Here is a 20,653-nt window from a genome sequence, read left to right as displayed (position 1 = left end):
ACGAGCATAGCGGAAGTTAGGTACAGCTAACCTGAAGGTTTCTGCGGAGGTCCTGTCACTCGTGAGGGCGCGGCGTGACGCCGAGGCGCGCGCACGCGAGGTCGTAGAGGGCGACGATCTCGCGCCGCACCTCGTGACGCTCCGAGATGGCCCCGCCCGGCCACGGAATGCGCACGGTGTCGTCGGTCCCGGATGCCGTCACGACCCGCCACTGGCCGCCGTCGCCGTCGAACCCGGTCATCTCGGCCGCCACGACATCGGGCACCGTCGAGAACGCGCGCGCGATGAGCACGTTGTCGTCGATGTGGTCGTTGTTCATGTGGCCGAGCACACCGCGCAGCGCGGCGTCGTCGAAGACGTGGGTCATGGGGACACTGTCGCACATCCTCGGCATCCGATTCGGGCGGGCGGCCCCTCGCGGGGTGCCGACCCGGGGCCGTCCGAAGCCATGACGTAGGCTGGAATCCGACACGAATCGGGGGGTCACGGATGCCGAGCAGTCATCGTCGACATCGTCTGCTCGCAGCGCTGACCGTCGCCGTTCTGGGCCTCACGGCCTGCGCGCCGGGCGCCTCGGTCGAACGCGAACCGATCGCTCAGGTGGAGGGCGACCTTCCCGGCGACATGCAGGAGCGGCTGCAGGCGGCCGTGGAGACGGCGATGGCCGCGACGGGATCGACCGGCGCGATCGTCGAGGTGCGCGCGCCCTGGTCGGGAGTGTGGACGAAGGCGCTCGGGACGACCACTCCCGAGGGGCCGGCGGTGACCACCGACATGAAGTTCCGCATCGGCCCGGTCACCCGGACGATGACGTGCGACGTGCTGTACGGGATGGCCGATCGCGGCATCGTCTCGATCGACGACGCCCTGGGTGATTGGCTCAGCGGGTTCCCCTCGCTCGCAGAGGTCACCCTCGGCGAGCTCTGCGACAGCTCGAGCGGCCTGAGCACCTACGCCAACGAGGTCGCCAGCCGCTGGTACGCCAACCCCACGCGCACGTGGAGCGCGAAGGAGCTCGTGGCCTACGGCGTGGCGAAGGGGCTGGACGGCGAGCCTGGCGCCGCGTACAAGGACTCCGACACCGGCTACCTGCTGCTCGCGCTCGCTCTCGAGCGCGCCTCGCACCAGACCGCCGCCGAGCTCTTCGAGGAGTACGTCTTCGCGCCCCTGGAGATGGACGGCAGCAGCCTCCCGCAGACGACGAGGGGCTCCGACGGCTGGCTCAACGGCCTGCGCTCGGGCACCACGAAGAGCGCCACGAACTGCGCCGCCCCCACCGACCTGACGTCGATGTCGCCGACGACCGGCTTCACCGCCGGCGGTGCGGTGTCCGACATCGACGAGCTGAGCGACTACATCCAGGCGGTGGCGCTCGGGGTCCGCTCCTACGACACCGAGGAGCGCTTCGCCGACCCCCTGCCGATCTCGGGGAGCGCGCCGTCGTGGTTCACCGCGAAGGGCGGTGCGTTCCAGGCGGGTTCGCTCGTGGGCAACTCCGGCTCCGTGCCGGGGTACCTGACGGCCGCCTACGCCGACACCGAGACCGGGCTGTCGGTCGCCGTCGTGCTGAACAACTCGCGCGCGAGCGGCACCGTCGCCCGGCAGCTCGCGTGGCAGCTCGCCGCCGTGGCATCCAAGGCTCCCGCCGCATCGGGAGAGACCGCGCCGGAGGCCGGCGGACTCCCGTGGGAGGCCGCGACGTTCGGCGAGGCGATCGTCGACAGCGCCATCTGCCCCCTGCCGTGAACGCGAGGGCGACCTCCGCGGTCGCGTTCGTCGTCGTCGGGCTCGCGTGCCAGGAGGTGGGCGCCGCCCTCGCCTTCCAGCTGTTCCCCGAGGCGGGTCCGCTCGGGATGGTGATGCTGCGGCTCGTCTTCTCGGCCGCGATCCTGCTGGTCATCGCGCGCCCGGGGTGGCGCGGGTACGCGCGCGCCGACTGGTGGGCGGTGCTGCGGTTCGGCGCCGTGCTCGCCGTCATGAACGCCTGCTTCTACCTCGCGCTCCAGCGCCTCGACCTGGGCGTCGCGGTGACGATCGAGGTGCTGGGGCCGCTCGTGCTCTCGGTGATCGCGAGCCGCCGCGCCTCCGCGTGGCTGTGGGCAGCCTTGGCGCTCGCGGGCGTCGTGGCCCTCGGCGGAGGCGGCTGGGACCGGCTCGACCTCCTCGGCGTCGTGTTCGCGCTCGGGGCGGCGGTCAGCTGGGCGCTGTACATCCTGGCATCCGCGCGGGTCGGCGCTGCGTTCCCGCGGCTCGACGGGCTCGCGTTCGCGATGACCGTCGGCGCGGTGCTGTCGCTGCCGTTCGGAATCGTGAACGCGGGGGAGGCGCTCCTTCGCCTCGACCTCCTCGCGATCGGCGCCGCCGTCGCGGTCCTGAGTTCGACGATCCCGTACGCGCTCGAGCTGCTCGCGCTGCGGCGCCTCCCGGCGTCGGCCTTCGCGATCCTCATGAGCCTCGCGCCCGCGACGGCCGCGGTCGCCGGCTTCGTCCTGCTCGGACAGCGCCTCACCCTCCTCGAGATCGTCGGGATGGGGCTCGTGATCGCGGCATCCGTCGGCGCGGTGCGAGCGGCGGGACGGCGGGCGAGGGAGACCGCCGAGCCCCTCGGATGACACCGGCATCCGACTTATTCTTTGGGCTTGACAAAGTCGAAGAATAAGCGCCACACTGACCGTGGGCACCGAGCCCGCACAGCGTGTACGTCGGCATCGCCGCAGACGTACGAACCTTCTGGGAAGGAAACCTCAATGAAGAGCACCCGCATCACGGCGCCCGCGTTGCTCGCGGTCGGCGCCCTCGTCCTCGCCGGCTGCACCACCACGCCCACCGCCGAAGAGAGCGCCGCCCCCGGCGATCTGACGGTGTGGATCATGGGCGACAGCTCCGCGAACTTCGACGCCCTCGTCGCCCCCTTCGAGGAGGAGACCGGCATCGCCGTCGAGACCGTCGCCGTGCCGTGGGACGCGATCGACCAGAAGTTCACGACCGCCGTCGCCAGCGGCGACGGACCCGACATCATCCAGATCGGTGTCTCCAAGCTCCGCACCTTCGCCGACAGCGGCGCGCTCCTCGAGCTCGACGCCGACACGCTCGCCGACCACCCCCACCTCGCGGCGGAGAACTTCATCGACGGCGTGGCCGGGGATGCCACGGCGATCGGCGGCAGCATCGTCTCGCTCCCGTGGGTGTCCGACACCCGCGTGCTGTTCACCCGCACCGACATCCTCAGCGAGGCGGGCATCGACGCGCCGCCCGCGACGTGGGACGAGCTCCGTGCTGACGCGAAGACGCTCGCCGGTCGCGGCGACGGCCAGTACGGCTACTACATCCCCCAGTGGGACAGTGCGCTGCCGGTCGTCATGACGTGGGACCAGGGCGGCGAGATCGTCGACGCCGACGGCATGATCGACTTCGACACCCCCGAGTTCCAGCGGGCGGTCGACCTCTACACCGGCCTGTACGCCGACGGCAGTGTGCCCACCAACAGCGACTTCGACCAGACGCAGGGCTTCGTCTCGGGGGTGGCTCCGATGCTCGTGAGCGGGCCGTACCTCGCGGGAGCCATCGCGGATGCCGCACCCGAACTCGACGGCAAGTGGACCGTCACCACCCTCCCGACCGGTGCGGCCGGCACGTCGCTCCTGGCCGGATCGAACCTCGGCGTGTGGGGATCGAGTGACAACACCGACGGCGCGCTCGACCTGCTCGACTTCCTCTCCACGCCCGAGACCCAGGTGGCCTGGTTCGAGAGCGACGGTCAGCTCCCGACGGTCAAGGACGCCCTCACCGACCCGGCGCTCGCCGCCGACCCGATGGTCGAGGTGTACACGCAGCAGCTCGCCGACGCGCGCCTGCTGCCGCTCGTTCCGAACTGGGACGGCGAGACGGGTAAGGCGCTCCTGGACGCCCTCAACAGCATCGTGCTGACGGGCGCCGACCGCGACCAGACGCTCGACGCCCTGTTCCAGACGACGTCCGGCACCTCGGTCAACTGACCCACCGCCCGACGGGGCGCGGCCACCGGGTCGCGCCCCGTCTTCCCGGGAGAACGATGAGACCACGACTGACCGGCTACGCCTTCATCACGCCGGCGATGCTGCTGCTGATCACCTTCGGCGTGCTGCCCATCGCCGTCGCGATGATCGTCAGCCTCACCGACATGAACCTCGCCGGGCTCGGCGACTGGAGCCGCATCCGCTTCATCGGCACCGACAACTACGCCGCGCTCTTCGCCGATCGTGCCTTCTGGCAGGCGATGGGCAACACGGCCCTCTTCGCGATCGTCGGAGTGCCGAGCGTCGTCGGGCTGTCGCTGCTCATCGCGCTCGGCCTCAACAGCTCCCAGAGCCGGTTCTTCCGGGCGCTCCGCTCGTTCTACTTCGTCCCGGCGATCACGGCGATCGTCGCGGTCGCCCTCGTGTGGGGATATCTCTTCAACACGCAGTTCGGCCTCTTCAACCACCTGCTCTCGCTCGTGGGCCTGCCGCCCGTCCCGTGGCTCTCCGACCCGGTCGTCGTGAAGTTCTCCGTCGTCTGGGTCGCGGTGTGGCGCGGCATCGGACTGAACGTCATCATCCTTCTCGCGGCCCTCCAGGGCGTGCCGCGGGAGTACCTCGAGGCGGCATCCATCGACGGAGCATCCCGGCTGCGGCAGACCGTGTCGATCGTGCTTCCGCTCCTGCGCTTCGCCCTCTTCTTCGTGACGATCACGACGATCATCGCGTGGCTGCAGTTCTTCGACGAGCCCTTCGTGCTGACCAAGGGCGGACCGCTCGGCGCCTCCACCTCCATCTCGCTGTTCCTCTACCAGAAGGGATTCTCGGCGAGTCAGTTCGGGTACGCCTCGGCAGGGTCCGTCGTGCTGTTCGTCGTCATCGCGGTCATCACGGTCGTGCAGCTGCGCGCGAGGAGGGCCGATGTCGACTACTGAGATCCGTCGCCGCCGGCGCGTCCGCCCGGGCGTGATCGTCATCGGCGCCGTGCTCGCCGTGGGGGCCGTCCTGACCGCCTTCCCGTTCCTGTGGATGATCTTCGGCTCGGTGAAGCCGCGGAGCGAATCGGTCGCCTACCCGCCGCAGCTGCTCCCGCAGGAGCCGACCTTCGAGTACTTCGTCGAGCTGTTCGTGAAGCTCGACTTCGGCCGCTACCTCGTCAACACGCTGCTCATCGTCGCGATCTGCATGGTCGGCCTGCTGCTGATGGCGGCAGCCGGGTACGGGTTCGCGAAGTTCGCGTTCCCGGGGCGCGACGCGCTCTTCTTCCTGGTGCTCGTGACCATGATGATCCCCGGGCAGGTGACGATGATCCCGAGCTACCTGATCCTCAACGGGCTCGACCTCACGAACACCCTCATCGGCATCGCCCTGCCGATGCTCGTGTCGGGTTTCAGCGTGTTCCTCTTCCGCCAGTTCATGACCACTATCCCGGACGAGGTCATCGAGGCGGCCCGCATGGACGGCGCCGGGGAGTGGCGCATCTTCCTGCGGATCGTGCTGCCGATGTCGGGGCCCATCCTCGCCGTCCAGGTGGTGCTCACCTTCATCGCCGGGTGGAACAGCTTCCTGTGGCCGCTCATCATCGCCAACGATCAGCGGCTGTACACCCTGTCGGTCGGTCTCTCGCTCCTCAACCAGCAGATCGCGACGAACCCGGCGCTGCAGATGGCGGCGTCGACGCTGATGGTCGTGCCGATCCTCGTCGTCTTCGTCGTCTTCCAGCGCTACATCGTGCAGGGATTCGCCCTCTCCGGACTCAAGTGAAGGACACCGAACTGATGAGCACGACCCGCTCCGGATTCGTCCGCGCCGACGGCGTGCGCCTGGTCGACGACCAGGGTCCGCTCCTGCTGCGGGGCGTGGGACTCGGCAACTGGCTGTTGCCCGAGGGCTACATGTGGCGCTTCGGCGACGGCCTCGCCTCGCCCCGGCAGATCGAGGCACGGTTCGCGTCGCTCGTCGGCGCCGAGCGCGCCGCGGAGTTCTGGCGCCGGTTCCAGGCTCGCTTCGTCGCCGAGCACGATTTCGCGCTCATCGCGGGACAGGGGTTCGACCACGTGCGGTTGCCGCTGAACGCGCGAGTGCTGCAGGACGAGGGGGGCCGCTTCCTCGAAGACGGGTTCGCACTCGTCGACCGGGCGATCGCCGCCGGGCGCCGCCACGGCCTGCGGGTGCTCCTCGACCTGCACGGCGCTCCGGGCGGACAGACCGGCACCAACATCGACGATTCGCCCCGGGGGATGCCGGAGCTCTTCATGCACGCGGGCTACCGCGAGCTGACGATCGCGCTGTGGGAGGAGCTGGCCCGTCGCTACCGCGACGAGGAGACGGTGCTCGGCTACGACCTCCTGAACGAGCCGCTGCCCCACGAGTGGCAGCACCGGTACGGCGACGATCTCGTCGTGCTGTACCGCGATCTGACGGATGCCATCCGCGCGATCGACGATCGGCACCTCCTCATGTACGAGGGGAGTCACTGGGCGACGAACTGGGAGCCGCTGGCGGAACGTTTCGACGCGAATCAGGCGCTGCAATTCCACCGCTATTGGTGCCCGCCCGACCGCACGAGCATCGCCCCGTACCTCGAGGCGCGCGATGCCCTCGCGACTCCGATCTACATGGGTGAGGGCGGCGAGAACACCCCCGCCTGGGTGTATGCCGCGACGCGACTGTACGAACGGCACGGCATCGGCTGGAACTTCTGGCCCTGGAAGAAGCTCGACACCCGGACGTCGCCGCTGTCGGCATCCGTGCCCGACGGATGGTCGTCGATCGCCGACCTCACCGCCGACGTCGAACCGCATGCCGCGTGGCGCATACTGGAGGACTACCTCGACGCCGTGGGTGCGGAGCGCTGCGCCGTCCGCACTCCCGTGCTCGACGCGCTGTTCGCCCGCCCCGCGCTCGCCCTCCCCGGCTGGGCCGGTGCGCGCGCCGACGAGCGCCCCATCGCCGAGACCTCCGCCGAGCCGATCCCGGATGCCGTGTGGGATCGCCCCTCGGGTGCCGACTACGCTGCGGACGAGGTCGTCGGCAGCATCCTCGACCCCGGCGAGGTCATGCGCTTCGTGCTCGCCGCGGAGCCGTCGTCGTGGACGGTGGATGCCGACGACCCCGCCGCCCTGACCGTGCGGTGGGACGGGGAGGCCCTCGTCCTGACGGCATCCGCGCGGATCGTCGTGCATACCGTGACCGTGCGCCCGTGACCGGATACCTTCGGAGGATGAGCGCACCCGGAGGCCGGCACCTCGCGGCGGCGGAGTCGCTGACGGTCACCGACCTGCGTCACCGCAACCGCTCGGCGGCGCTGCAGTTCATCATCCGCGAGCGTGAGACGACGCGCGCCGACGTGGCGCGCCACTGCGGACTGTCGACGGCCGCCGTGGCCAACATCGTCACGGAACTCATGGCGGCCGGGCTCGTCGCCGAGAACGGGAGCCGGGCTTCGCGCGGCGGCCGCCCGATCGCGATCATCGGTCCGCGCCGCGACGGCGCGTACGCCGTCGGCGCCGACGTCGGCGAGCGGGGTGTCGCGGTCGAGCTCTTCGATCTGGGCCTGAACCTCGTGGACCGGGAGTTCCGCGGCGGCGCCCACCAGGAGACCCCCGAGGACATCCACCGCGACCTGCGAGAAGCGGTCGCAGCCCTCCGCGAACGCAACGCCGACCGCTGGCCCCGCGTACTGGGCATCGGCCTCGGACTGCCGGGCGTCGTCGAGACGTCCCCCGACGGCACGCAGACGCTCTTCGCGCAGTCGCTGGGGTGGGAGCCGCACGGCATCCCCACCGACCTCGCGGGCGATCTCCCGGTGTTCGCGGAGAACGGTGCGAAGACGCAGGCGCGGGCGGAACTGTGGTTCGGCGCCGCGCGGGGGACGGCGCACGCGCTCGTGGCGCTCCTCGGCCGCGGCGTCGGTCTCGGCGTCGTCAACGACGGTGAGCTCGCGCACGGTGCCTTCAGCAGCGCGACCGAGTGGGGGCACACGAAGATCCGCTTCGACGGCGACCCGTGCCGCTGCGGTGACCGCGGCTGCGTCGAGGCCTATGTCGGCGCCGATGCGATCCTCGGTGCGTGGCGGGCCGCGGGCGGTGTGTTCGAGGGGAGTGGCTGGACCGCACTCGGCGCGCTGCTCGACGCTGCCGACGGGGGCGACCCCGTGGCATCCCGCGTCGTCGACGACGCGATCGACGCGCTCGGCGCGGCCCTGGGGAGCATGGTGAATCTCGTCAACCCGCAGCGCATCGTCGTCGGCGGCTGGGTGGGGCTGCGGCTCATGGAGCGCCGGGCGGATGCCGTGCTCGCCGCGGCGCGCGCACGGAGCCTGCGCCGATTGGCCGATCAGTTCGACCTGGTGCCCGCGACGTTCGGGGGAGACACCGTCGCCCTCGGTTCGGCGCTGATGCCGATCGAGCAGCTCATCGCGCAGGGACGCGCGGTGGATGAGGCGATCGACGCCCGCACCGTCGGATGACCCGCGGCGTGCGCCGCGGAAGACGGCGTCTCTCGCCGTGCCGGGTCGAGCTCGCGCGAGACCCGCGCGGACACCTTTACGCATTCGATTGCGCACTTGTCGGAATATGCCGTTGACCGATCTTCTGGCAACTTCTATAGTGATGCTTCAAGCGGTAGTGAAATCGATTGTGCAAAAGAGTCTGCTCGTTGTCCGATCGCACTGCGCCCCTGACGCGTCGTACCCGTGACGCGACGACGCCAGAGTTCAGCAACTCTCAATGAAGAGAAGGAAGACACAGTGTTCACACGACGCAAGACACTCACCATCGCCGGGGTGGCCGCGGCCGCGCTGGTGATCGGCCTCGCGGGGTGCTCCTCGGAGCCCGCAGCCGAAGAGGGGCCCGTCGAGATCCGCTTCACCTGGTGGGGCGGCGACGCCCGCCACGAGCTGACCAACGCAGCCCTCGACGCGTTCGAAGCGGCCAACGACGACATCACCGTCGTCCGCGACTTCGGCGGCTTCGACGGCTACCTCGACAAGATCACCACGCAGTACGCCGGCGGCAACTCGCCCGACGTCATCCAGCTGTACAACGAGGTGCTCGTCGAGTTCGCCGACCGCGGCCAGCTCTACGACCTGAACAAGGCCGTCGACGAAGACCTGTTGAGCCTCGAGGGATGGCCGCAGGACGTGGTCGACATGACCACCGTCGGCGGAGAGCTGTCCGCCCTCACGTTCGGATCGACGACCCACGCCTACTTCTTCGACGAGACGAAGTCGGCCGAGTTCGGTGTGGAGACCCCCGCCGAGGGCTACACGTGGGACGACCTCGGCGCCTACTCGGCGGCGATCGCGAAGGCCAGCGACGGCAAGGTGTGGGGCACGACCGATCTCTCGCACAGCTACCAGATCTTCGAGGTGTGGGCCAAGCAGCACGGCGAGGAGTTCCTCACCGCCGACGGCATCGGCTTCACTCAGGAGACGCTCGAGTCGTTCTGGCAGTACTGGGCCGACCTCCGCGACGCCGGCGCGGTGCCGAGCCCCGACGTGTCGACCGAGTACCTCGGCACGCCCTACGACGCCGTCGTGCAGGGAGTCGTGACCTCGACCTTCCTGTTCACGAACCAGTTCCAGTCCGTCGCCGACAGCACCCCGTCGGAGCTGTCGATCTCGCGGATGCCGGGCGAGAGCCCCGACCCGGGCCAGTACCTGCGTTCGGCGATGAACCTCACCGTGTCGAGCCAGTCGAAGCATCCCGAGGCGGCCGCCCGTCTCGTGGACTTCCTCCTCAACAGCGAGGAGGCCAACGAGATCCTCGGCACCGACCGCGGATTCCCGTCCAACGCCAACGTGTTCGGTCCCGCGACGACCGGCCTGGAGGGCCCGTCGGCTGAGGCCGCCGACATCTTCGAAGCGGTGCGCGCCGACGGCTCGCCCGCGCCGGTGCCCGCACCGATCGGATCGGCCGCGGTCAACACGCTGTTCAGCGAGTACGCCCAGCAGGTGCAGTTCGGCCAGTTGAGCGTCAGCGAGGCCGCGACGCAGTTCCTCGCGGCCGCCGAGTCGGAGCTCGGCTGACCACGATGAAGAGCAACGCCACTACCTCGGAGCGCGCGACGTCCGCCGGCGACGGCGGAGCGCGCCCGGGGAGGGGCCGGGTGCGGGCCTCCTCGAGGCCCGCACCCGCTCGCTCGGTCTCGCTGCGTCGGGCCGTCCGACGCAATAAGATCGCCCCCTACCTCTTCCTCCTGCCGTGGCTGATCGGCTTCTTCGTCATCACGCTCGGCCCGATGCTGTACTCGTTCTACCTGTCCTTCACCGACTTCAATCTGCTCGGATCGGCGGAGTGGGTAGGGATCGACAACTACATCGAGTTGTTCACCTCCGACCCGAAGTACCTCGAGTCGGTGCGCGTCACCCTCGTGTACGTGTTCGTGTCGGTGCCGCTGCAGCTCGCCTTCGCGCTGCTGCTCGCGGTCCTGCTCAACCGCGGCCTGCGGGGTCTCGCGATCTACCGCTCGATCTACTACCTGCCGTCCCTCATCGGCGCGAGCGTCGCGATCGCCGTGCTGTGGCGCCAGATGTTCGGCCGCAACGGCCTCGTGAATCAGGTGCTGGACTGGTTCGGCATCGTCGGGGAGAGCTGGATCGGCAACCCCGACACCGCACTCGGCACGCTCATCATCCTCAACGTCTGGACGTTCGGCTCGCCGATGGTGATCTTCCTCGCGGCGTTGCGGCAGGTGCCCGAGTACCTGTACGAGGCGGCCGCGGTCGACGGTGTCTCGAAGTGGAGGGCGTTCTGGCACATCACCCTGCCCATGCTGACGCCCGTCGTGCTGTTCAACCTCGTGCTCCAGCTGATCGGGGCGTTCCAGGCCTTCACCCCCGCGTACGTCGTCTCCGGCGGCACGGGCGGGCCGGTCAACTCGACGCTGTTCTACACGCTGTACCTGTACCAGAAGGGCTTCGCGAACTTCGAGATGGGGTACGCGAGCGCCATGGCCTGGGTCCTGTTCTTCTTCATCGCGATCGTGACGGCCGTGAACTTCTGGCTGTCCAAGTACTGGGTGCACTATGACGACTGAGACCGCCGCTCTGATCACCGCCACCGGACGGCGACGTCGCTCCGGCACGGGACGCGCTCGCCGCAACGCCGACGGCAGCATCCGTCCGCCGCGCCCGCGGCCGCTCGCCCACCTCATGCTCGTCGGGTTCGGTCTGCTCATGCTCTACCCGCTGATCTGGATGCTCGGCGCGTCGTTCAAGGAGAGCGAGTTCATCTTCTCGGAGGTGAACCCGTTCCCGAACCCGGTGACGTTCGACAACTATCGGCAGGGATGGCAGGGATCGGGTGTCGGCTTCGGCACCTACTTCCTGAACTCCACGATCGTGTCGGGGCTCTCGGTCGTCGGCAACATGTTCGCGTGCTCGCTGGCCGGCTACGCCTTCGCCCGCCTGGAGTTCCGCGGCCGCAAGTTCTTCTTCGCCGCGATGCTCGCGACGCTCATGCTGCCCACCCACGTGCTCCTCGTGCCGCAGTACATCCTCTTCTCGAACCTCGGCTGGGTGAACTCGTTCCTCCCGCTCGTCGTTCCGAAGTTCCTCGCCGTCGACGCCTTCTTCATCTTCCTGATGGTCCAGTTCCTGCGCGGGCTGCCGCGTGAGCTCGACCAGGCCGCGATGATCGACGGTGCCGGCCCGTGGCAGACGTACTGGCGCATCATCCTGCCGCTCACGCTGCCGGCGCTCGCCACGACCGCCATCTTCACCTTCATCTGGACCTGGAACGACTTCCTCACCCCGCTGCTGTACCTGCAGGACCCGCGGATGTACACCGTTCCGCTCGGGCTCAACGCGTTCCTGGATGCCAGCGGGGAGAGCGCATGGGGACCGATGTTCGCCATGGCGGTCCTCTCCCTGGGCCCCCTGTTCGGTTTCTTCCTGGCCGGGCAGAAGTACCTCACCTCCGGAATCGCGACCACAGGTCTGAAAGGCTGATCCTTCGCATGTCCCCTCATTCCCTCGCCCGTATCGCCGTCGTCGGCGCCGGCGGCATCGGAGCGGCAGCCCACCTGCCGGCGGTCGTCTCGCTGTCCGAGGACGCCGAGCTCGTCGCCATCGTCGACCTCGACGAGACTCGCCGTGCGGAGGCGGGCGAGCGATTCGGATGCCGCAACCTCTACGGCGACATGGCCGTCATGCAAGCAGAGCAGCGCCCCGACATCGTGATCGTCGCGACGCCGCCGCACCTGCACGAGCCCCTGTCGATCCAGGCGATGCGCGCCGGCGCGTGGGTGTACTGCGAGAAGCCGTTGACCGGGTCGCTCGCCAGCGCCGACCGCATCATCGCCGCCGAGCGCGAGACGGGACAGTGGACGGTCAGCGTCTCGCAGTTCCGGTACGCGGGCGGGTCGCAGCAGGCGCGCGCCGCGCTCGCCGACGGCCGATGGGGTCGCCCCCTCATCGGCGTGGCGCACACCACGTGGTACCGGGGGCCGGAGTACTGGGACATCCCGTGGCGGGGCAAGTTCGCCACCGAGTTCGCCGGAGCCACCACGACGCAGGCCTACCACGCGGTCGACCTGCTCCTGTGGCTCATGGGAGGCGACTGGCGCACCGTGTCCGGCATCGCCGACACCCTCGCCCGCCCGATCGAGGTCGAGGATGCCTCGGCGGCCGTCGTGCGCTTCGACTCCGGCGCGATCGCGACGCTGCTGTCGACCGTGCTGAGCAGCAAGCAGGAGACACGCCTGCAGGTGATCGCCGAGCGCGCCACCCTGGATCTCGACACGCTCTACCTTCCCCAGGTCGACGAGTGGTCGCTGCGCCGCGTCGACGAGGAGGGCCAGACGGTGGTCTCCTCGGAGTGGCCAGAACCGGAGCCTCCGCTGGAGGTCAATGCTCACCGCTCCCAGTTGCGCGCGATGATCGCGGCGTGGCGGGAGGGGCGGGTGCCGGAGGTCACCGCCGCCGACGCGCGGGGTACGCTCGAGTTCTTGACCGCGCTCTACAAGAGTTCGGCGGTGGGGATGCCGATCGCCCGCGGCGACATCGCCGCCGGGGATCCGTTCTACGAGGCATTGGATGCCGCCGGGCCGTCGCGGGCGGGGGTGAACGCGCATGTCTGAGATCCGTATCGCGCACGACGGCGACGACCGCGTGCTGAGCTACGACGACCGCGAGATCGCGCGCTACCGGGTGGCCGACCCCGGCATCCCGGCTCTGAACACCCCCAAGCCGTATCTGCATCCCGTGCGCACGCTGGCGGGTGTCGTGGTGACGGGCTTCGCCCCGGACGATCACCCCTGGCATCACGGGCTCTCCTTCGCCTTCCCGCGGGTCGGCGCGCACAACCTCTGGGGCGGGGGCACGTACTTCGGTCCGGAGAGAGGCTACGAGGTCGTCGAAGACCAGGGCCGGATCGCGCACGACGAATGGCGGGATGCCGACGAGGCGAACGGCGAGTTCGCGCACCGGCTGGAATGGCATGGTCACGACGGCGAACTCCTCCTGATCGAGGAGCGCCGCCACCGCATGACCCCGGTGACCGTGGACGCGACGACCGGGTGGATGCTGCAGCTCGACACGGTGCTCCACAATCCGGGCGACGCCGATCTGCCCCTGGAGACGCCCGCCCAGCGCGGCCGTGTCGACGGCGGTTACGGTGGCTGGTTCCTGCGTTTCGCCGAAGGATTCACGGCTGCGGAACTGACCGCCGACGGGCATCCCGTGACGGCGTCCGGCGCCGCCGGGTCGACGTTCGTGATCGACGGACGCACCGCGTCGGGCGAGGCGGTGACCGTCGGGATGCACTACGGACCGGGACCGAGCGCCGGTGAGCAGCGGTGGCTGTACCGGTTCGACCCGTTCTCGCTCGCGGGCTTCGCGGTCGCCTACGACGAAGGGCTGACGGCACCCGCCGGCGGCGAGCTCGCCTTCTCGCATCGGATCGCGGTGTTCGACGGTTCGATCGACGCCGACCGGCTGGCGGGCGTGCTGGCCGGCTGACCCGTTCGAGGCTGCGGGAGCGCGGCGGCCCCCGAGCGCGTCACACCGCTGTCGGGCTCATGCTCCCGTGGCGCTCATGCTGCCGGCGCGGCCGTCGACTCGCGCGCGATCAGCTCGGGGGCGGGGTCGGAGACCATCTCGTCCGACAGCGGCTCGCCGCCCAGGTGATCGAGCAGCATCGTGGCTGCGCGCGCTCCCGCCTGGAGCATCGGCATCGCCACCGCGGTGAGGGTGGGGACGGTGTACTGCGCCATCCAGGCATCCTGAATCGTGACGATGCTGAGCTCCGACGGCACCGACACGCCGGCGTCGTGCGCGGCCCGCAGCGCGCCGATGGCGGCGTTGAGGCTCGCGGTCACCAGCGCCGTCGGACGGTCGGGGCGCGAGAGCACCGTGGTCGTGGCGGTCGCACCGGCGGGAGCCTCCCAGCCGGCCGGGACGATCCATTCCTCGTGGACGGCGAGGTCGGCGGCGGTCATCGCGTGCCGGAAGCCCTCGAGGCGTCGGAGCGCCGCATCGTGCCGGGGCGCGCCGGCGATGAAGCCGATCCGCTCGTGACCGAGTTCTCGGAGGTGGGAGATCGCGATGGCGACCGCACGCCGGTCGTCGAGAGCGACCGAGCCCAGATGCCCCTCGAGTCGCGTGTTGAAGAGGACGACGGGCACATCGAGGCGCGTCGCGGCCAGGAGATCGTCGTCGGTGAGGTGCTCGTTGCGCTGCAGGATCACCCCGTCGACGCGTCCGTTGCCCACGACCGCCGCCAGCGCGTGGGCGTCGGCCGACTCGCCGTCGAGCTGGGCGAGGAAGACGGACGAGTTCCGGGCGTGCACAACGCCCTGCACGCCCTGGTGGAGGCTCGAGAAGATCGCGTTGTTGACTTCCGGCACGATGAGCGCGATGGCGCCGGCGCGGGAAAGGCGGAGAGCGCGCGCGCGATGGTCGGGGACGTACTGCAGCTCGGCGGCAGCGGCGAGGACCCGTTCCCGCGTCTGCGGATTGATGCGGGCCTCCGCGTCGTTGTTGAGCACGCGAGAGGCGACGCTCACCGACACCTGCGCGCGCGCAGCGACGTCTCTGAGCCGGGCCATGCCGCCGATCCTATCGATTGCGCACCCCGCTGACCGTCATATCGTGCTCCCCGAGGCGCGGAGGTCGGCGGCCACGCTCTCGCCGGCGATGTCCCGGTACGCGACACCGTCGCGCAACGATCGCAGCGTCGCCCACGCGGCCGCATTGCCGTACTCGAAGCACTGCGCCGTCACCCGTGCCGAGGCGAGCGCGCGGTGCTCCGCGCCGAGGCAGCGCCCCGCGACGATGACGTTCTCACCGGCGCGGGGGACGAGGCTCAGATAGGGCACGTCGTACCAGTCGTCGATCAGCCAGTGCAGCGTCGGTTTCGCGCCGTCGTGCAACTCGATCGGCCACGGCGAGCGCACGATGCCGTCGGGACGCTTGCGGCACGCCACGACGTCGTCGTCGCGGAGCATCACGACCGCCTCGATCGATCGGGTCTGACGGATGCCGGCTTCGACGCCCGTGTCGACGACGTACGCGTCGGCGCATCCGGCGACGTGGTCGCGGAGGAACGCGGCGTAGGAGCGCACCTGACGGCGGCCGCGGATCTCGGCGATCGTGAAGTCCTCGGGGTCGACCACGTTGAGCATGCGGCCGTCCGCGGCCTCCAGCCGCGTCGCGTTCACCATGAGCTCGCCCGGTCGGGTGGTGGCGAACACCCAGATCTTCTCGCGCGGCAGGTCGGCCCCGTCCGCGCGGGCGTGCAGGAGGGCTTCGCTCACGTGCGGCGGACTGATCGTGTCGTCGCCGAAGTCGCGCCAGAACGCCGCCGTGTCCACACCGCCGAGGCGGAAGAACATGGTCGGGTTCTGGATGCGGCCGCCGTCGCCGTAGCGGTACGCGCCACCGGCGCGGGCGACGACCGCGGCATCCCCTGACGCATCGATCGTGCGGCGGGCGTGGATCGCGGTGCGTCCCGCCTTCGAGGTCACCACGACGCCGCGGTGCTCGTCGTCGTCGAGGATCACGCCGATGACGGAGGCGTGGTAGATCACGCGCACGCCTGCCGTGGTGAGCAGGTCGTCGGCCGTTTCTCGCCACATCAGGGGGTCGTGCGCACTGGCCCAGGTGCGTCCGTATCGTTGCGGGGCGGTGAGGCCGCCGCGGTCGTGGAGGGCGCGTCGGAACCGTTCCGTGAAGCCGTGCACCACCTGCTGCGGGGCGGCGTGGTCGCCCGCCAGGTACATGCCGCAGATCGTGCCGCTCATGCCCGCGACGGCGGCGCCCCCGGCAAAGCCGTACTGCTCCAGCAGCACCACGTCGAGACCCTGCTCGGCGCACACGGTCGCCGCAGCGACGCCGGCGGCGCCCCCGCCGACCACGACGACGTCGACGTCGGCGAGCACGGGGATTCCGTGATCGAGCCCGAAGACGTTGCGCTCCTGCCAGGCCTCCGCGTGACGGTGGCCGTCGGTCGACGTCGCGGCGGCGTTCATCGTCCCTCGAACCGCGCGGCGCGCTTCTCGACGAACGCGCGGACGCCCTCGCGCCCGTCGGCGCTGGCGAACAGCGCCAGCAGCGACCGCGTCTCCTCGTCGCTGCCCGCGGAGCGTCCGGCATCCTCGTACGACGCACCGATCGCCCGCTTGGCGGCGGCGAGCGCCAGGGGGGCGCGCTGTCCGAGATCGGCCACGACGTCGTCGACGAGGCCGGGCAAGAGCTCGGGCGAGGTGAGTCCGTTGAGCAGACCCGCCCGGTCCATCTCCTCGGCGGAGAACACGCGCGCGCGGAGGATCGCCTCCTTGGCTCGGGTGGGGCCGAGGTGACGAACGAGCCGCTGCGTGCCCTCCCATCCGGGGATGAGTCCGAGGGTGATCTCGGGCAGCCCGAAGCGAGCCCGATCGCTCGCGTAGACGAGGTCGGCGGCGAGCACGAGCTCGAACCCGCCGCCCATCGCGATCCCGTCGACCGCCGCGACGACGATCGTCGGGCTCGCGCTGAGACGGTGCATGAGCGACTTGGCCCGGGCGCCGAAGTCGGCCAGGGCGTCGAGGTCGTCGATCGCCTCGACGTAGGTGGCGATGTCGGCTCCCGCGCAGAACGCCGCGCCCGCCGCCGAGATCACCATCACGGGGATGCCGTCGGCTTCGGCCCGGTCGAGAGCGGTGTGCAGGTCGTCGAGCATCTCCCTCGTGAGCGCGTTGCGCTTCTCCGGGCGGTCGAGCCGCACGCGCAGCACCGCATCGTTCCGCTCGACGTGGACGTTGCTCATGACCGCACCGCCCCGGCTTCGTGCAGCGCCTCGACGTCCTCTTCCGAGTAGCCGAGGCCGTGGAGCACGTCGCGGGTGTGCTCCCCCAGTTCCGGTGGCGCGGTGCGCACTCCCGGGCGCACACCGTCGTAGCTCACGGGGTGCTTGAGCACGCGGACGTTCCCTGCCACCGGATGCTCGTACTGGTCGAAGCTGTCGTTGTGCTGCACCTGGGGGTCGGCGATGACCTCGTCGTGTCCGTTGACAGGCGCCCACCACATCCGTGCCGCGCTGAACACGTCCGCCCACTCGGCGGTGGTGCGCGTGGCGACGTGCGCCGCGATGCGTCCGTTCACGTCCTCGCGGTGAGCGAAGGCCTCTCCGGTGGGGAGATCGTCGAAGCCGGCGTCGGCGAACACCTCGCGCAGGGTGGCGGGGCTCGTCAGCGACAGACAGATCCAGCCGTCGGCCGTCGCGAAGACGCCGTAGGGCGCCGTGTAGAAGGGGCTCGAGATGCCGCTGGCCGAACGCGCGCCCGTGAACCCGTTGAGGGCATACGTGAGCGGCTCGATCTGCAGGTCGAGGGCGGCGTTGAGGAGATTGCTCTCGACCTTCACCCCCGTCCCCGTGCGCTCCCGGCCGTGGAGGGCGGCGAGGATGCCGAACGCACCGAGCACCCCTGCATGCTGGTCGACGATGCAGGCGCCCGCCGGCTGGGGCGGTCCGTCGGCGCGACCGGTCGCCATCGCGATGCCCGACAGCGCCTGCACGAGCACGTCCTGTCCCGGCCGGTCGACGTAGGGGCCGTCGGAGCCGTAGCCCGAGAGCGACGCGTAGACCAGTCGCGGGTTGCGGGCGTGGACGGTCTCCCAGCCGAGCCCGAGGCGGTCGAGCGTGCCCGGGCGGAAGCTCTCGATGAGCACGTCGGCGGAGTCGATCAGGTCGAGGAGCGGTGCCATCGCCGCCGGGTTCTTCAGATCGACCACCATGCTGCGCACGTTCCGGTTGCCGAGGGCGAAGAACGGACTGTGGTCGCCCTCCAGGAACCAGCCCGGCGCGGTCCAGGTGCGCTCGAACGCGCCGGTCCGCGGCTCGATCTTGATGACGTCGGCTCCGAGGTCGGCCAGCAGCTGGCTGGCCGACGGGCCCTGGAGGAAGTGGGTGAAACTGATCACCCGGATGCCGGAGAGCATGGCGTTGTCTCGTTTCGCTAGGTGAGGGCCGGCGGTCGGCAGGTCGGGATCCATCGCTCAGAACACTCCCGTGCGCACCTGGAACTTGCTCGGCTTCCCGTACAGGGGCTGCTCCCGTTCGACCCAGTCGGCGACCCAGTCGATCATGCGGTCGACGCCGACGACGGGGTTGCCGAGGAGGCGCTGTGCACGCTCGCAGTTGACGTAGAGCACGCTGTCGCTCTCCTCGCCCTCGAAGACGGGGTCGATGCCGAAGCGGCGACCGAACGCCTCGGCCACGTGGCGGACGCTCACGCATTCCGGACCGCCGATGTTGATGGGCGAGGAGGGGGTCTCGCAGTGGCGCAGCAGACGCGCGAAGTGGTTGATCGCGTCGCCCTGCCATTGGATGTTGACGTTGCCGGTGGCCAGCGGGATCGGCGTGCCGGTCTTGACCCACTGGGCGATCTCCTGGAGCACGCCGTAGCGCATGTCGATCGCGTAGACGAAGCGCACGACGCGACCGGGGGTGCCGTGGAGGCGCGAGAAGTACTGGAAGGTGCGCTCCCGCCCGACCACCGAGTTGGCGTACTCGCCGGGTCGGGCCAGGGGCGGATCGTCCTCGTCGACGCCGCCGCGGCGCGGGTCGCTCCACGGGTAGACGTGGATCGTCGACAGCGCGACGATGCGGCTGTCGCGGAAGGCGTCGGCGACGTACCCGGGGACGAGGGTGTTCATCGCCCAGAGGAAGTCCTCGCGCCCGCGGAAGTCGAACTTCAGCCCGGCCATGTAGATGACGTTGGGCAGCCGCGGGAGGTCTTCGACGGCGCTCCGGTCGAGGAGGTCGGCGGTGATCGCCTCGACGCCGTGCTGCTCGAGGTACTCGCGCGAGCCCTCGTCGCTGAAGCGGGCCACGCCGACGACGCGCTTGTGCGGCGCCGCGCGCTTGATGAGGCGGGCCAGGCCCAGCCCCATCTTCCCCGCGACCCCCAGGATGATGACGTCGCCGTCGAGGGCGGCGAGGTCGGCGACGGTGGCCGAGGTGGGGCGGGACAGGAACTCGTCGAGCGCGTCGACGTCGTCGAAGCGCTCGGGGAGCGGGTCGACGTCGAGCAGGTGGGCGGGTTCGGTCATCGGGTGTTCCTCCAGGATCACGAGAGCCAGGCGTCTCGGTGCTCGGTGACGAAGTCGTCGTCGGTCAGGTGCGGGTAGGCGGCGATGACGCGAGTGATGTCCTCGTGCTGACCGGGGGAGAGCGTCTCGCTCTCGTCGAGGCACCAGACCCCCTCGAGCAGCCCCTGCCGGCGCAGCACCTCGTGCACGCCGGGGATGCACCCCGCGAAGTCGTTGACCGCGTCGTAGACGGCGCGGTTGGCATCCGTGACCTGGCTGTCGAGGGCGAGCAGCTCGCGGGGCACCGCGTCGGCGCTCGCCGTGGCGCGCAGCCGGTCGAAGAGCTGGACCGCCCGTCGGGTCCACACGCTCCAGTGCCCGAGCAGGCCGCCGACGATCTGCACGGTGACGTCCTCACCGTCCCGTCGGAGGGTGAACGGCTGCAGCAGGTCGAGGACGATGTGGTCATCGTTGCCCGTGTACAGCGCGATCCGCTTCTCGGCGCGGGCGTCGACCACGGCGCGGACGATATCGAGCGTGCGGTACCGGTTGAAGGGCGCCATCTTGATCGCGACGACGTTGTCGAGCTCGGCGAACCCCCGCCAGAAGTCGTAGCTCAAGTGCATCCCGCCCACTTCGGGGAGGAGCGCGAAGCCGATCACGGGGGTGACCTCGGCCACCGCCCGGCAGTGGGCGAGGATGTCGGCTTCGGGAGCGCCGCGCCACGCAGCGAGGTTCAGCAGCACGGCGTCGTAGCCGGCATCCCGGGCCGTCGTGGTCTCGTCGAGCGCCTGGGGGGTACGGCCGGTCACGCCCGCGATGAGGGCGACGGGCCGGTCGACCCACGTCGTCGCCTCCTCGGCGGCCAGCCGGAGCACGTCGGCGTACAGGCCTGCCGCACGGATGCCGAACTGGGTCGTGTGGACGCCCACGGCCAGCCCGCCCGCCCCCGCGTCGAGGTAGTAGCGGCTGAGGGCGCGCTGACGTCGTTCGTCGATCGTGCGGTCCGCCGTGAGCGCGAGAGGGTGGGCGGGAACGACGGCGCCCTGCGCGATGATGCGCAGCGCATCGGCGCGGGTCGCCTCGTCGGGGGAGGTCTCGTGATTGTGGAGCGGCACTGCTCGCCTTTCGTTCTGAGGGGAAT

Annotated in this window: 19 protein-coding genes; 12 read left to right on the top strand and 7 right to left on the bottom strand. The window is 70.2% G+C overall.

The genetic code is table 11. The features are described 5' to 3' along the window. Positions 1-55: 55 nt before the first annotated feature. Positions 56-367, bottom strand: a complete 312-nt coding sequence (locus P0Y48_11220) for a DUF2470 domain-containing protein (protein WEK13029.1) — start codon at positions 365-367, stop codon at positions 56-58. A gap of 122 nt (positions 368-489) precedes the next feature. Here P0Y48_11220 and P0Y48_11215 point away from each other — a divergent pair, with 122 nt between their 5' ends. From P0Y48_11215 to P0Y48_11160, 12 genes are all read left to right on the top strand, one after another. Continuing rightward, positions 490-1,746 carry a serine hydrolase gene (locus P0Y48_11215; protein WEK13028.1) on the top strand — a complete coding sequence of 419 codons (1,257 nt, stop codon included), beginning with the start codon at positions 490-492 and terminating at the stop codon, positions 1,744-1,746. After that, positions 1,743-2,612, top strand: coding sequence for an EamA family transporter (locus P0Y48_11210; GenBank protein WEK13027.1), 870 nt, complete (start codon positions 1,743-1,745; stop codon positions 2,610-2,612). The genes P0Y48_11215 and P0Y48_11210 overlap by 4 nt, the downstream gene beginning before the upstream one ends. 135 nt (positions 2,613-2,747) lie before the next feature. Continuing rightward, positions 2,748-3,995: an extracellular solute-binding protein gene (locus tag P0Y48_11205; GenBank protein WEK13026.1), complete on the top strand. Its 1,248-nt coding sequence runs from the start codon at positions 2,748-2,750 to the stop codon at positions 3,993-3,995. A gap of 56 nt (positions 3,996-4,051) precedes the next feature. Beyond that, the gene (locus tag P0Y48_11200; GenBank protein WEK13025.1) at positions 4,052-4,930 is read left to right on the top strand and encodes a sugar ABC transporter permease; all 879 of its coding nucleotides are present in this window, start codon (positions 4,052-4,054) and stop codon (positions 4,928-4,930) included. Continuing rightward, entirely contained in the window at positions 4,917-5,759 is an 843-nt protein-coding gene (locus P0Y48_11195) for a carbohydrate ABC transporter permease (GenBank protein WEK13024.1), read from the top strand. The genes P0Y48_11200 and P0Y48_11195 overlap by 14 nt, the downstream gene beginning before the upstream one ends. A gap of 14 nt (positions 5,760-5,773) precedes the next feature. Next, entirely contained in the window at positions 5,774-7,201 is a 1,428-nt protein-coding gene (locus tag P0Y48_11190) for a cellulase family glycosylhydrolase (protein ID WEK13023.1), read from the top strand. A gap of 17 nt (positions 7,202-7,218) precedes the next feature. After that, on the top strand, positions 7,219-8,466 hold the full coding sequence (locus tag P0Y48_11185; protein ID WEK13022.1) for an ROK family transcriptional regulator: 1,248 nt from the start codon (positions 7,219-7,221) through the stop codon (positions 8,464-8,466). A gap of 279 nt (positions 8,467-8,745) precedes the next feature. Next, on the top strand, positions 8,746-10,026 hold the full coding sequence (locus P0Y48_11180) for an ABC transporter substrate-binding protein (protein WEK13021.1): 1,281 nt from the start codon (positions 8,746-8,748) through the stop codon (positions 10,024-10,026). A 5-nt stretch (positions 10,027-10,031) separates the two neighbouring features. Further along, positions 10,032-11,036 (top strand): sugar ABC transporter permease, encoded by a 1,005-nt coding sequence (locus P0Y48_11175; GenBank protein ID WEK13020.1) that lies wholly within the window; start codon positions 10,032-10,034, stop codon positions 11,034-11,036. After that, the gene (locus tag P0Y48_11170) at positions 11,026-11,949 is read left to right on the top strand and encodes a carbohydrate ABC transporter permease (GenBank protein ID WEK13019.1); all 924 of its coding nucleotides are present in this window, start codon (positions 11,026-11,028) and stop codon (positions 11,947-11,949) included. Before P0Y48_11175 ends, P0Y48_11170 begins: the two co-directional genes overlap by 11 nt. A gap of 8 nt (positions 11,950-11,957) precedes the next feature. Further along, on the top strand, positions 11,958-13,079 hold the full coding sequence (locus P0Y48_11165; GenBank protein WEK13018.1) for a Gfo/Idh/MocA family oxidoreductase: 1,122 nt from the start codon (positions 11,958-11,960) through the stop codon (positions 13,077-13,079). After that, entirely contained in the window at positions 13,072-13,959 is an 888-nt protein-coding gene (locus tag P0Y48_11160; protein WEK13017.1) for a PmoA family protein, read from the top strand. Before P0Y48_11165 ends, P0Y48_11160 begins: the two co-directional genes overlap by 8 nt. Positions 13,960-14,033: 74 nt before the next feature. Here P0Y48_11160 and P0Y48_11155 read toward each other — a convergent pair whose 3' ends face one another. Genes P0Y48_11155 through P0Y48_11130 form a run of 6 tightly spaced genes read right to left on the bottom strand, consistent with a single transcriptional unit; the run spans position 14,034 to position 20,627 of the window. Then, positions 14,034-15,047, bottom strand: a complete 1,014-nt coding sequence (locus tag P0Y48_11155) for a LacI family DNA-binding transcriptional regulator (GenBank protein ID WEK13016.1) — start codon at positions 15,045-15,047, stop codon at positions 14,034-14,036. A gap of 36 nt (positions 15,048-15,083) precedes the next feature. Further along, complete coding sequence (locus P0Y48_11150; protein ID WEK13015.1) at positions 15,084-16,469, bottom strand: FAD-dependent oxidoreductase; 1,386 nt, start codon at positions 16,467-16,469, stop codon at positions 15,084-15,086. After that, positions 16,466-17,245: an enoyl-CoA hydratase/isomerase family protein gene (locus P0Y48_11145; GenBank protein WEK13014.1), complete on the bottom strand. Its 780-nt coding sequence runs from the start codon at positions 17,243-17,245 to the stop codon at positions 16,466-16,468. Before P0Y48_11145 ends, P0Y48_11150 begins: the two co-directional genes overlap by 4 nt. Continuing rightward, a complete protein-coding gene (locus P0Y48_11140; GenBank protein ID WEK13013.1) occupies positions 17,242-18,417 on the bottom strand; it encodes a CaiB/BaiF CoA-transferase family protein in 1,176 nt (391 codons plus the stop codon). The genes P0Y48_11145 and P0Y48_11140 overlap by 4 nt, the downstream gene beginning before the upstream one ends. A 57-nt stretch (positions 18,418-18,474) precedes the next feature. After that, on the bottom strand, positions 18,475-19,530 hold the full coding sequence (locus P0Y48_11135; GenBank protein WEK13012.1) for an NAD(P)-dependent oxidoreductase: 1,056 nt from the start codon (positions 19,528-19,530) through the stop codon (positions 18,475-18,477). 17 nt (positions 19,531-19,547) lie between these two features. Beyond that, positions 19,548-20,627, bottom strand: a complete 1,080-nt coding sequence (locus P0Y48_11130; GenBank protein ID WEK13011.1) for a dihydrodipicolinate synthase family protein — start codon at positions 20,625-20,627, stop codon at positions 19,548-19,550. Between the last annotated feature and the right edge of the window lie 26 nt (positions 20,628-20,653).

This window comes from Candidatus Microbacterium phytovorans (assembly GCA_029202445.1).
GTDB classification, from domain to species: Bacteria; Actinomycetota; Actinomycetes; order Actinomycetales; family Microbacteriaceae; genus Microbacterium; species Microbacterium phytovorans.
The sequence above is the reverse complement of the archived record's forward strand: the minus strand, read 5'-3'. Positions and strand labels throughout refer to the sequence as shown.